The organism is Enterococcus sp. DIV0436a, assembly GCF_051711605.1.
In the GTDB taxonomy this organism is placed as follows: domain Bacteria; phylum Bacillota; class Bacilli; order Lactobacillales; family Enterococcaceae; genus Enterococcus_B; species Enterococcus_B faecium.
Map to the genome: position 1 here is coordinate 1,406,417 of NZ_JBIONA010000001.1, position 12,651 is coordinate 1,419,067.

General features: G+C 38.6%; 10 protein-coding genes. 8 read left to right on the forward strand and 2 right to left on the reverse strand.

Annotated elements, in window-relative coordinates; genetic code table 11:
• The first annotated feature begins 190 nt into the window (after positions 1 to 190).
• The 3 genes from IGL15_RS06835 (at position 191) to IGL15_RS06845 (ending at position 3,854) form a co-directional block, all read left to right on the forward strand.
• On the forward strand, positions 191 to 1,381 hold the full coding sequence (locus IGL15_RS06835) for a glycine C-acetyltransferase (protein ID WP_002289186.1): 1,191 nt from the start codon (positions 191 to 193) through the stop codon (positions 1,379 to 1,381).
• 101 nt (positions 1,382 to 1,482) lie between these two features.
• Positions 1,483 to 2,436, forward strand: coding sequence for an L-threonine 3-dehydrogenase (locus tag IGL15_RS06840; RefSeq protein ID WP_104765364.1), 954 nt, complete (start codon positions 1,483 to 1,485; stop codon positions 2,434 to 2,436).
• A gap of 68 nt (positions 2,437 to 2,504) precedes the next feature.
• Positions 2,505 to 3,854 carry an APC family permease gene (locus IGL15_RS06845; protein WP_104765363.1) on the forward strand — a complete coding sequence of 450 codons (1,350 nt, stop codon included), beginning with the start codon at positions 2,505 to 2,507 and terminating at the stop codon, positions 3,852 to 3,854.
• 182 nt (positions 3,855 to 4,036) lie between these two features.
• Here IGL15_RS06845 and IGL15_RS06850 read toward each other — a convergent pair whose 3' ends face one another.
• Positions 4,037 to 4,360: a hypothetical protein gene (locus IGL15_RS06850; protein ID WP_002289192.1), complete on the reverse strand. Its 324-nt coding sequence runs from the start codon at positions 4,358 to 4,360 to the stop codon at positions 4,037 to 4,039.
• Positions 4,361 to 4,488: 128 nt separating this feature from the next.
• Between IGL15_RS06850 and IGL15_RS06855 the strand changes: the two genes are divergently transcribed.
• The gene (locus IGL15_RS06855) at positions 4,489 to 5,652 is read left to right on the forward strand and encodes a VanZ family protein (RefSeq protein WP_010728373.1); all 1,164 of its coding nucleotides are present in this window, start codon (positions 4,489 to 4,491) and stop codon (positions 5,650 to 5,652) included.
• Positions 5,653 to 5,721: 69 nt separating this feature from the next.
• Positions 5,722 to 7,071, forward strand: a complete 1,350-nt coding sequence (locus IGL15_RS06860) for a DEAD/DEAH box helicase (protein ID WP_002289190.1) — start codon at positions 5,722 to 5,724, stop codon at positions 7,069 to 7,071.
• Positions 7,072 to 7,115: 44 nt separating this feature from the next.
• Here IGL15_RS06860 and IGL15_RS06865 read toward each other — a convergent pair whose 3' ends face one another.
• Positions 7,116 to 7,547, reverse strand: a complete 432-nt coding sequence (locus IGL15_RS06865) for a GNAT family N-acetyltransferase (RefSeq protein WP_002295842.1) — start codon at positions 7,545 to 7,547, stop codon at positions 7,116 to 7,118.
• Positions 7,548 to 7,934: 387 nt separating this feature from the next.
• On the opposite strand from IGL15_RS06865, the gene alaS reads away from it, so the two are divergent.
• The 3 genes from alaS to IGL15_RS06880 all read left to right on the forward strand — a co-directional run bounded on the left by alaS (position 7,935) and on the right by IGL15_RS06880 (position 12,643).
• Positions 7,935 to 10,577 carry an alanine--tRNA ligase gene (gene alaS / locus IGL15_RS06870; protein WP_104765362.1) on the forward strand — a complete coding sequence of 881 codons (2,643 nt, stop codon included), beginning with the start codon at positions 7,935 to 7,937 and terminating at the stop codon, positions 10,575 to 10,577.
• Positions 10,578 to 10,776: 199 nt separating this feature from the next.
• Entirely contained in the window at positions 10,777 to 11,373 is a 597-nt protein-coding gene (locus IGL15_RS06875) for an ECF transporter S component (RefSeq protein WP_002295844.1), read from the forward strand.
• A 121-nt stretch (positions 11,374 to 11,494) separates the two neighbouring features.
• A complete protein-coding gene (locus tag IGL15_RS06880) occupies positions 11,495 to 12,643 on the forward strand; it encodes a cation diffusion facilitator family transporter (RefSeq protein WP_104765361.1) in 1,149 nt (382 codons plus the stop codon).
• Positions 12,644 to 12,651 lie beyond the last annotated feature (8 nt).

A 12,651-nucleotide genomic window follows, 5' to 3' on the forward strand; every position in this document is an offset into this window, starting at 1 on the left:
TAAAAGGTAATTGTTCATACTATATAAGTCATTTGAAAGTAAAAAGATACTGTAAATAAAAAATGTGGTTAAATAATTCTCATAATCAGTGTAAGCGTTATCAAAAATATGGCATACTTGCTTTGTAGATGAATGACACGATATATGTTTGGTATGTTCTGCAAGACAGATGAATATGGAGGTGGAGACAATGTCTTCCAAAGAACTAACAATGTATTTAGAGAAAGAATTGGATCAACTGAAAGAAAAGGGGTTATACAATACGATCGACATACTAGAAAGTGAAAATGGTGCTTGTATCATCGTAGACGGAAAAAAGATGATCAATCTAGCATCCAACAATTATCTTGGATTTGCCAATCGCGAAGAATTGAAAAAAGCATGTATTGAAGCAACCGAAACTTATGGTGTAGGAGCAGGAGCAGTCCGAACGATCAATGGTTCGCTGAAAATCCATCAGCAATTAGAAGAAAAAATCGCAGAATTCAAAGGGACAGAAGCAGCAATCGCCTTTCAATCTGGATTCAACTGCAATATGGGCGCTATCTCTGCAGTAATGACAAAAGAAGATGCTATCTTATCGGATGAATTAAACCATGCATCTATTATTGACGGTTGCCGCTTATCCGGAGCAAAAATCATCCGAATTAAACATCAAGATATGAAAGACCTTGAGAAAAAAGCAAAGGAAGCGATAGAAAGTAAGAAATATAAAAAAATCATGTATATCACAGATGGTGTTTTCTCCATGGATGGAGACATTGCACGATTGCCGGAAATTATTCCGATTGTTGAAAAATATGGACTGATCACCTACGTTGATGATGCGCACGGCTCAGGCGTAACTGGAAAAGGTGCAGGAACCGTCAAGCATTTTGGATTAAGCGACAAAATCGATATGCAAATGGGCACGTTATCGAAAGCTATAGGTGTTGTTGGGGGTTATGTAGCTGGATCGAAAACACTAATCGACTGGTTGAAAGCTAGAAGTCGGCCATTCCTATTTTCTACCTCGCTAACTCCAGGTGCAGCTGCAGCTGCATTGGCTTCGATTACTTTGATGCAAGAACATCCGGAACTTGTCGAAAAAGTTTGGGAAAATGCTAATTATTTTAAAGAAGAATTGAAAAAAGTAGGCTATAACATCGGTATGTCTGAAACACCTATTACTCCAGTCATTTTGGGAGACGAAAAAGTGACTCAGACTTTCTCTAAGAAGCTGATCGAACATGGGATTTATGCTAAACCAATCGTTTATCCAACTGTGCCTCTTGGGACAGGCAGGATCAGAAATATGCCGACTGCGGAACATACGAGGGAAATGCTTGATGAAGCAGTAGCAGTTTATCAAAAAATAGGAAAAGAAATGGAAATTATTTAACTAAATTTAGTTTTTTCGTCTATTTAAAATTAGAGAACATGTTCACGCATATATTGTTAATCATCTGAAGATAGTAGTAAAAAAGATCAGGGAGGATCATCATGAAAAAAGTATTGGTGACAGGATGTTTAGGACAAATTGGTTCAGAGTTGATCACACGGCTACGTCAAGAACTAGGCAGTGAAAATGTCATTGCGACAGATATACGCATGCCTGAAGTCATTGAGAAAAACGATAACTTTGAGATCCTAGATGTAATGGATTACGAAAAAATGCGCAGCATAGCAGAACAATATCAAGTGGACACATTGATTCATTTGGCTGCTCTTTTGTCAGCTGTTGCAGAAGCAAAACCACAATTAGCCTGGGATTTGAACGTGACTGGGCTGGTCAATGCATTGGAAGTCGCTAGAGAATTCCAGCTGAAATTTTTTACGCCAAGTTCAATCGGCGCGTTTGGTCCAAATACTCCAAAAGATCATACCCCACAAGATACTCTTCAGCGTCCTACAACCATGTATGGGGTAACGAAGGTAGCTGGAGAACTACTATGTGATTATTATTATGTGAAATATGGCGTAGATACTCGTGGTGTCCGTTTCCCTGGATTGATTTCTTATGCAACCTTGCCAGGAGGCGGTACGACAGACTACGCAGTCGATATTTATTATTCAGCAATCAAAGAAGGAAAGTACACTAGTTTCATTGATCAAGGTACATCAATGGATATGATGTATATGCCAGATGCGATCGATGCCATTATAAAACTCATGAATGCAGATCCTGATCGATTGGTTCATCGAAATGCCTTCAATATATCGGCGATGTCTTTTGACCCGGAAGAGATCAAAGCATCTATTCAAAAAATCATACCAGATTTTGAAATGGATTATGATGTGGATCCTGTACGTCAGTCAATAGCAGAATCTTGGCCAAATTCACTAGATGTTTCTTGTGCGCAAGAGGAATGGGGCTTTTCGCCGAAATACGACTTAGATGCGATGACAAAGGATATGTTGGAAAAACTGAAAGAAAAATTGGTAGAGACGGTATAAAACAAGAACCACATCCAAAAAGTTTTTTATACTTTTGGGATTGGCTATGGTATGAAAGGGGACAAGGGATGGAAGAATATCAAGCCACGCCAGTAAAAGAAGTAAAAATAGAAAATGAATTAAAACGTACGATGGGATTTTTTACTGCTTTATCGACTGTTATGGGCACAGTGATCGGTGCAGGGGTATTTTTTAAAGCCGCAAGCGTAGCAGAAGTTACAGGATCCGCCAGTTTGCATATGTTTTCTTGGTTTCTCGGTGGTATGATTTCTGTCTGTGCAGGACTAACAGGAGCTGAACTGGCAGCTGCTATTCCAGAAACAGGAGGGATGATTAAATATATCGAACGGATTTACGGAAATACAGCAGCTTTTTTATTGGGCTGGGCGCAAGTCGTGATTTATTTTCCAGCAAATGTAGCAGCCTTGTCGATCATTTTCGGTACACAGTTCGTCAATCTATTTGGTCTTTCCCAGTCAATGATTGTTCCCGTAGCTGTTACAGCTGCTGTATCGATCCTGCTGATCAATTTTTTAGGTTCTAAAGCTGGAGGGGCTTTTCAGTCGATTACGCTTGTCTGCAAGCTTATCCCTTTGTTTGTGATCGTCATTTTCGGTTTGTTCCGACAAGAAGGAGTAGACTTCCAACTGTTTCCGATCCAAGCAGGAGAAAATCTTTCATTTTTCTCAGCCTTGGGAGTGGGCTTGCTAGCAACGATGTTCGCATACGACGGTTGGATACACGTAGGAAATATTTCGGGAGAATTGAAAAAGCCGGCGAAAGATTTGCCAAAAGCAACTTCTTTAGGAATCATCGGAATCATGATCGTTTATTTATTAGTAAATGCGGTGTTCTTAAGAACCGCATCTATCGACGGAGTCGCAGGAAACAGCAATGCGGCAAGTGACGTTGCAAAAATGATTTTTGGCGGCTTCGGTGGAAGACTGGTCACAGTTGGTATCTTGATTTCTGTTTATGGAACCATCAATGGCTATACCCTTACTGGAATGCGTCTCCCTTATGTTATGGCAAAAGAAAACAACCTGCCTTTTAGCAAGCTCTTTGCTAAACTTCATGATAAAACTAAAGTTCCTGTAGCCGCAGGTATCTTAGAGCTAGTCATCGCTATTGGCATGATGATGATCGGTGGTTTTGATACACTAACGGATATGCTGATCTTTGTCATTTGGATTTTTTATACGATGGTCTTTGTTGGTGTCATTCTTCTTCGTAAAAAAGAACCTGATTTGTTTCGACCATACAAAGTTCCAATGTATCCGTTTATTCCACTAGTAGCAATCATTGGAGGGACTTTTATCGTATCAAGCACGCTTATCACTCAGACCTTTTTAGCTTCGATGGGGATAGTATTGACACTTGCTGGTATCCCGATTTATCTCTATTTAAAACGTAGATAGCTAAAACATTCGAATTTTATTAGAACTGCACTTCTCTGCCAAACAAAATATTTTATTTAAATGAGGAGTACGTGGAAGAAATGTCAAAAGTACTCGTTAATTTTGATCACGTAAATGTCGTTTTGTCTACGATGAAATAGCAAAGTAAAAGACAGAAATCGGGCTCAACCGATTTCTGCCTTTTACTTTGATTTGCGTAACTGAACTATTCGGCGTACGCCGCGATAAATATTTAATAAAACCAAGCAACCAGAAATGAAAATGGGAAGCCAAATCAGATAGACAGGGTAGCCAAGCACTTTAGACAAAGCATGTGGAGTCATTTTATCCATTTCAAGAAGTGCTTGCTGCCAAGTCTGAAGATTGAAGACTAGCATGAAACCCGAAATAATCAGGAGAATAAATCCTAAATAATGAATTGTAGTTCTTTTTCTTACATAAGCGATCGTAGCATAAAGGAACAGTAAAAAAATAGGTACGCCAAAAACAAAGTACATATTCAGCATCTCGACACCCCCTTTGTGTTTATCTTACTTTACTTTGAAAGAAATGAGAAATAATAGCCTCGTTACTTGCTTGAAACAGCAAAGGACTGCTAAGATAAGAGAGATACAAAGAATCAAGGAGGAGTCATATGGCAAGTTATATCGAACCGATTCGTTTTGCGCTGATTGTTTTTCCATTTTTAGCCTTAGCGATCTCATCTGTTTTTTTTATTTATGAATATCGAAAGTATGGAACATTTCTAGTAACAAGGGCAGTTATTTTGTATTCTTTCGTTTTTTATTTATTGTGTGCGTATTTTTTGGTGATCTTACCACTTCCGGCAAAGGAGACGGTTGCCCAAATGACAGGGCCAAAGATGGAGCTGCATTTATTTGCTTCATGGCAACATTTCAGAGACAACACGGTATTGGTCTTGTCTGAACCTAGTACCTACCTGCCGGCAATGAAGCAGAGTGTATTTTTGGAACCAGCTTTTAATGTTTTATTACTCATACCATTTGGCATTTATTTAAGATATTATTTCCGGCTTTCTTTTATGAAAACGATGATTGCTAGTTTCTGCCTTTCTCTATTTTTTGAATTGACGCAGCTAAGTGGACTTTATTTTATCTACCCAAGACCATACCGCTTATTTGATGTGAATGATTTAGTGACAAATACATTGGGTGGAATCATTGGTTTTGTCGTTACGCCGTTATTTACATTTATGCTTCCTACAAGAAGACGAATGGATGAACTTTCTTATGAAAAAGGAAAGACTGTCTCATTGACTCGACGCTTGGTCGCTTATTTGATCGACTGGACATTTTTATCTCTTATTAATTTGGTAGCGGCGATTTTCTTTAAACTTGCGTTCGATTCAGGGGCAGTTACTTCTCATATCTGGTGGCTTTTATTAGAAGTAGGGGTATACTTTATGATTGTACCGTTTATAACCAATGGATGGACACTTGGCAAAAAAATTGTGCGTATCCGTTTGGTGGAAGAAGACCGCGAACGAATTTCTTTAAAAGCATTGATGATCCGCTACGGGTATCTGTACTTTCTTTTTTATGGTTTAAGCTGGTTGGGGCAGTTGCTTCAGCAAATCATGAATTCGACAACGAATACGGTGTTGCAGATGAGTGCAGTATTCATTTCTCTCGGTGTCTTGTTACTACAAGGTATTTTTATTTTAAATATCTTGCTATCATTTTTGAGAAAAAAACGGATTCTGTTTTATGAAAAAGCTAGTCACACATATACTGTTAGCACGATTGGCCAAACAAAGGATGATGATTCTCGAAATTAGCTGAGCAAAAACGCTTTGTCTGTGTTATAATGCCAAAGTCGTGATAATTTAAAGAGAAGAGGTGCACGAATGAATAATTTTGATATATTCCGCTTCAAACCGTTTATCAATGAAGCGTTAACCGCAAAGGGCTTCAAACAGCCCACAGAGGTCCAGGAACGTTTGATTCCTTTAATTGCAAAAGGAAAAAATATCATTGGGCAATCTCAAACTGGTACAGGAAAAACACATACGTTTTTGTTGCCTTTGTTTGAAAAAATCAATGCAGAAAAAGAGGAAGTACAAGTTGTTATTACAGCTCCAAGTAGGGAACTAGCTGCACAGATCTATGAAGCAGCTACACAAATCGCTAAATTTTCTACACCGGAGATCCGTGTCTCGAATTTTGTCGGCGGTACAGACAAACAGCGTCAATTAAATCGTCTGCATCACCAACAGCCACAGGTTGTAGTAGGCACGCCTGGTAGAATATTAGACATGATGAATGAACAAGCGCTGAAGATTCACACCGCATTTGCATTTGTTGTCGATGAAGCGGATATGACATTGGATATGGGTTTTTTAAATGAAGTAGACCAAATTGCAAGTCGATTACCAGAAAAGCTGCAGTTTTTAGTTTTTTCTGCCACTATTCCAGAAAAACTTCGTCCATTCTTACGAAAATACATGGAAAATCCAATCATTGAAGAAATCAAACCAAAAGCAGTTATTTCTGAAGACATTGAAAATTGGCTGATTTCAACAAAAGGTAAAGATGAGAATCAAATGATTTATCAACTGCTGACAATTGGTCATCCTTATTTAGCAATCGTATTTGCCAATACAAAACAGCATGTGGATGAAATTGCCGATTACTTGAAAAACCAAGGCTTGAAAGTAGCAAAGATTCATGGAGACATCACCCCAAGAGAGAGAAAACGAGTGATGCGACAAGTACAGAATCTGGAGTATCAATATGTTGTAGCGACTGATTTAGCTGCTAGAGGGATCGATATCGAAGGTGTCTCTCATGTTATCAATGCAGAAATTCCAGAAGATCTAGACTTCTTTATCCATCGTGTCGGACGTACTGGACGTAATGGCTTAAAAGGAACGGCCATTACGTTATATTCGCCAAATGATGAGCAAGCCATTGATGCGATAGAAAAATTGGGCGTCTCATTTGAACCAAAAGAAATCAAAAACGGGGAAATCGTCAAAACATACGATCGTAATAGACGTGCCAAACGAGAAAAATCAAAAGATGTATTAGATCCCACGCTGATTGGTCTTGTGAAGAAGAAAAAGAAAAAGATCAAGCCTGGTTATAAGAAAAAAATCGATTGGGCAATTGCAGAAAAAAATAAAAAAGAACGCAAAATCGAACGCAGACAGCAAAGCCGTACTGCTCGTAAAAATAAGAAAAATTCACATAAATAAAAAACAAGAGGTTGTGACAAAAGGCGTGTCACAATCTCTTGTTTTTAAGCTAGACTTTTTTCCATTCCGATACAAAGTACTTCATCTTCAATAAAAGGTTCTGTGCAAGTATGATACCCTTGTTTTTCATAAAAATCTACAGCCGTCATTTCAGCTACTACATAACTAGTCTGACAACCTTCTGAAACCGCCCGTTTTTCAGCAGCTTCAAGCAACTGACCGCCTAACCCTTTTCCTCGGTATTCTTTTGCTACGCAAAATCGTTCCGGCTTGAAGCAAGTAGGTGTTTTCTTTTCATAACGCAAAGTAGCTACTGGTCTTTTTTGATCAAGAAATAGATAATAGGTTTGTTGCGGGATATCTTTTCCGTCGAATTCTAGTTCTGCAGGAATCCCTTGTTCTAATACAAAAACTTGATATCTCAAAAAGCAGCTAGCTGCGCGTATCCATTCATCCGCTCCAACTATTTTTTTCATCATATTCCTCCTTGTCATGAATAGCAGAGATGTATTGATTCCTTTATTCTTATCGTACCAAAAATCGTGGAGTATGACCAAAAGGAAATGAAAATAAAAATTGAGATATTGACAGTGATCAATAGAATGCGTATACTAATTAAGTACGAAAAGGATATGATTTGTTTTTTAAGACTCACAGAAAATTCTTTCTTGGCTGAAAAAAGAATAGTCACTAATCAAATTGCTCCCTTTTTCTATTTTGGTAGAAATACCGACGCAGCTCAGCGTTATCGGGTTTAAGAGGTAATGATTACACATCATTGCAATCAAGGTGGTACCGCGAGTTTTCGTCCTTGGCTGTGATGGTGTTTTTTTGTATTTAATTTATAGAAAGCAGGTAATGACATGAAACAATTAAGTAGTGCACAAGTTCGACAAATGTTTCTTGATTTCTTCCAATCTAAAGGACATACGATTGAACCTAGTGCGTCTTTGATCCCCGTGAACGATCCAACCTTATTGTGGATCAACTCTGGTGTTGCAACATTGAAAAAATATTTTGATGGTTCAGTTGTGCCAGAAAATCCAAGAATCACAAATGCCCAAAAATCTATTCGAACAAATGATATCGAAAATGTCGGTAAAACAGCACGTCACCATACGATGTTTGAGATGCTGGGTAATTTTTCGATTGGTGACTATTTCAAAAATGAAGCCATCCACTGGGCATGGGAATTTTTGACTGATCCAAAATGGATGGCATTCGATCCAGAAAAACTTTATGTAACAGTTTATCCAAAAGATACAGAAGCAAAACGCATCTGGCATGAAGAAGTTGGCCTGCCGTTAGATCACATTATTGATGTAGAAGACAACTTCTGGGATATCGGTGCAGGCCCATGTGGTCCGGATACGGAAATTTTCTATGACCGTGGAGAAGCTTATAACGATTTAGCAGAAGATGATCCTGAAAACTATCCAGGAGGAGAAAATGAACGTTATTTAGAAATCTGGAACTTAGTATTTTCAGAATTCAACCATAAGCCTGATAACACATTTGAACCACTTCCTCATAAAAACATTGATACGGGGATGGGATTGGAACGCATGGTCTCAATCGTTCAAGATGCGCCAACGAACTTTGAGACAGACTTGTTTATGCCTATTATCCACGCCGTAGAAAAGCTAAGCAAACAAGTAAAATATGGTGAAAACCCAGTAACAGATATTTCTTACAAAGTAATCGCAGATCATATTCGCGCCCTTTCATTTGCTATTGGCGACGGTGCATTGCCATCGAATGAAGGGAGAGGGTATGTCTTACGCCGTTTGCTTCGTCGTGCTGTCATGCATGGGAAAAAATTAGGTATTGAACAAGCATTCTTATATCGTTTAGTCCCTGTTGTTGGGGAAATCATGGTAAGTTATTATCCTGAAGTACTTCAACAAAAAGAATTTATTGAAAAAGTTATCCGTACAGAAGAAGAACGTTTCAATGAAACAATCAATGAAGGTTTGGAAATCTTAAATCAAGTGATCCAAGAAGTAAAAAACGAAAACGGGACGACTCTAGCAGGAAAAGACATCTTCAAACTATACGACACATATGGCTTCCCAGTAGAATTAACGGAAGAGGTGGCAGAAGATGAAGGACTGAAAGTTGATCATGCTGGTTTTGAAAAAGAAATGGATGCACAACGCGAACGTGCTCGCTCTGCCCGCAGTACTGAAAAATCAATGGGGGTACAATCTGCTTTATTGACAGATATCAAAGTAGAAAGTAAATTCATTGGATACACAGAACAAGAATCAGATAGTCAATTATTGGTCATCGTTAAAGGTGAGTCTCTTTTGAATGAAGTCGCAGAAGGTGAAGCTCAAATGATCTTTGATCAAACACCTTTCTATGCAGAAATGGGTGGGCAAGTAGCGGATCAAGGATGGATCATGAATGAAGTAGGCGAAATCGTAGCAGTTGTTACAGATGTTCAAAAAGCGCCTAATGGTCAATTTATGCACACCGTAGAAGTAAAAGCACCAATGAGTGAAGGACAAACCTATCATCTATTGATTGATCAATCGATGCGCAATCGGATCATCAAAAACCATACAGCAACCCATCTACTGCACAAGGCATTGAAAGAAGTACTTGGCGAGCATGCAAATCAAGCTGGTTCTTTAGTCGCTCCTGGACATTTACGATTCGACTTTACCCACTTTGGTCAAATCACTTCAGATGAATTAGCTGAAATGGAAAGAATCGTCAACGAAAAAATCTGGGAAGCTATCCCAGTTGAAACAATTGAAACAGATATCGATACAGCCAAAAACATGGGTGCAATGGCTTTGTTTGGTGAAAAATACGGACATGACGTTCGAGTAGTAAATATTGGCGGCTGGTCAATCGAACTGTGCGGAGGCACACATGTAGCAAATACAGAAAACATCGGAATCTTCAAAATCGTTTCTGAATCAGGAATTGGTGCAGGCGTGCGACGAATCGAGGCTGTAACAAGTAAAGAAGCGTACGAACTACTTGAAGAAGAAGAAAAACAACTAAAACAAGTAGCAACAATTGTTAAATCACCTCAATTGAAGGAAGTTGTTTCAAAAGCGGAACAATTGCAACAGCAAGTAAGAGAGCTACAAAAGGAAAATGAACAATTAGCTAGCAAGTTAGCGAATCAACAAGCTGGTGATGTATTCAAAGATCCAGAAACGATCAATGGAAAAACAATCATTGCAGCACAAGTAAAAGTGAAAGATATGAATCAGCTGCGTCAATTAGCTGACCAATGGAAACAAAAAAATATTTCAGATATTCTTGTTTTAGCAAACGAACAAGAAGGAAAAGTCAGTCTGCTAGCGGCAATGACGAAAGAATCAAATGAAGCTGGACTAAAAGCTGGCGACTTGATTAAAGCAATCGCACCGAAAGTAGGCGGTGGCGGTGGTGGACGTCCAGACATGGCACAAGCTGGCGGGAAAGATCCTGCTGGTATTCCAGATGCACTTAAAGCTGCGAAAGAATGGGTTGCGCAACAATAGGGAGTTTACGTTTGACAGAAAAACAAAAGTTCAAACATTGAACGAAACATGATTATGGGGGCGAAGACAAACAAGTCTTGCCCTCATACTTTTTTCAATTGGCTGGCGCATCTAATCAAATGGTCGGATTCGGATGGTCTTTAGTTGACGAAAGTGACAGAAATTTTTACGATTAGTATAAATAAAAAGGGGTGAAAAAATGAATAGTAGAAATAAGACCTTTCGACTAGTCTTACGTGCGATCTTGTTAGCAATCATCATCGTACAAGCGATGGTTCCTTGGCTGGGGTTTATTCCATTAGGATTCATTAGTTTAACAATTATCCATATCACAGTAATTATTGCTGCAGTAGTATTAGGCCCAAAAGATGGCATGGTGATTGGCTTGTTTTGGGGAATCGCTACAATTGTTCGTGCCTATGCCATGCCAACAACGCCATTTGATACATTAGTGTTCACGAATCCGATTATCTCGGTAGTTCCCAGAGTACTTGTTGGCTTAGTAGCAGGCTTGGTTTTCCACTGGATTTATCAAAAAAATAAATCAATAACGATCAGCTCAGCCTTTGCAGGGGTACTGGGTTCATTGGTCAATACAGTCTTAGTGTTAGGATTCATGGGATTATTTTATACAGGTGCAACGGCAGATGCCTATGGTGTAGATTCTGCTCTTTTATTTAAAACCTTAGCAGGGGTTGCAGCAATCAATGGGATACCAGAAGCAATAGGTGCGGGAATCATAACACCATTACTAGCAAAAGCGTTATTTGCAGCAACACCGTTGAAACCAGAATAATGACCATCTTTTAATAGTAATAGGACGCACGATAGATAGAAAAAGGAAGAGAGGAGAGGAAAACAATCGTCCTCTCCATCTTTTTACCTGAGCAACAAGCAAACTAGAAGGGGTAAAAAACTTGGCTAAGAAACAAGAAGAAAAAAAGAAACAAATACCGCAACAGCGGACAAAAAAAGGAGTACTAGCGGGTATCTTAGGATTGGTTACGAATCTGATCTTGTTTGTCTCTAAGCTAATGATCGGGCTTTTTTCAGGAAGTGTCTCCATTATGGCTGATGCAGTGAACAGTCTATCAGATACTGCTTCATCCATATTGACTTTGATCGGATTTAAAATTGCTGCAAAGCCAGCAGATCAGGAACATCCTTATGGACACGAACGCTTCGAATATATCAGTGGGTTATTTGTTTCGATCATCATTACTTATGTAGGATTTCAATTTTTAGAGTCTTCTGCTGAAAAAATCATCCATCCAGAAAATGTCTCTTTAACACCCATCGTCTTTTTTGTCCTAATCATTTCCATCTTTTTGAAATTTGCACAAGGCAAAATGTATCAGGTTATTGCGCAATCCATTGATTCTGAAACATTGAGAGCTACAGCAACAGATAGTTATAATGATGTCTTTACTACACTGGCTGTATTGCTTTCAGCAGCAATCGAATGGGCAACTGGATGGCGTATCGATGGATATATAGGTTTTGCTTTAGCATTATATATCCTTTATAGTGGATTGACGATGCTTCGAAATTTTGTATACGAACTATTAGGAAGTCGCCCAACGCCAGCAGAGATTGAAGAAATGGAAGAGCATTTAAATGCTTGCGATGATATACTTGGCTATCATGATTTATTGGTGCATAACTATGGACCCAATAAACGCTTTGCATCAGTCCACATCGAAGTAGATGAATCAATGAATTTGAATGTGGCTCATAAGATTATTGATCTGATAGAAAAAGACTTTAAAAAGTCTTTGGATGTGGAACTTGTCTGTCACTTGGATCCAATGCCTGTTGATAACGAAAAATACTATAATATCTTGCGGCAGTTAAAGCAAATTCTTCTTGAAACAGGTACAGGGCTTAATATTCATGATTTTAGAGTAATTCATCAAGGAAAAACGCTGCAATTTGATGTAGTGGTCCCTGAGAAATTCCAGTTTGATGATACAGAACTAGAAAGAATCTTACGTAGTCAAATAGAAGAAAAAATCGGAGATTACCAATTGGAAATTACGTTTGATCACAATTATCTTTTATATTAAATGAGAAA

Coding starts and splice junctions, on each gene's coding strand:
- IGL15_RS06835 (WP_002289186.1), top strand. CDS start 191: ATGTCTTCCAAAGAACTAACAATGTATTTAGAGAAAGAATTGGATCAA.
- IGL15_RS06840 (WP_104765364.1), top strand. CDS start 1,483: ATGAAAAAAGTATTGGTGACAGGATGTTTAGGACAAATTGGTTCAGAG.
- IGL15_RS06845 (WP_104765363.1), top strand. CDS start 2,505: ATGGAAGAATATCAAGCCACGCCAGTAAAAGAAGTAAAAATAGAAAAT.
- IGL15_RS06850 (WP_002289192.1), bottom strand. CDS start 4,360: ATGCTGAATATGTACTTTGTTTTTGGCGTACCTATTTTTTTACTGTTC.
- IGL15_RS06855 (WP_010728373.1), top strand. CDS start 4,489: ATGGCAAGTTATATCGAACCGATTCGTTTTGCGCTGATTGTTTTTCCA.
- IGL15_RS06860 (WP_002289190.1), top strand. CDS start 5,722: ATGAATAATTTTGATATATTCCGCTTCAAACCGTTTATCAATGAAGCG.
- IGL15_RS06865 (WP_002295842.1), bottom strand. CDS start 7,547: ATGAAAAAAATAGTTGGAGCGGATGAATGGATACGCGCAGCTAGCTGC.
- alaS (WP_104765362.1), top strand. CDS start 7,935: ATGAAACAATTAAGTAGTGCACAAGTTCGACAAATGTTTCTTGATTTC.
- IGL15_RS06875 (WP_002295844.1), top strand. CDS start 10,777: ATGAATAGTAGAAATAAGACCTTTCGACTAGTCTTACGTGCGATCTTG.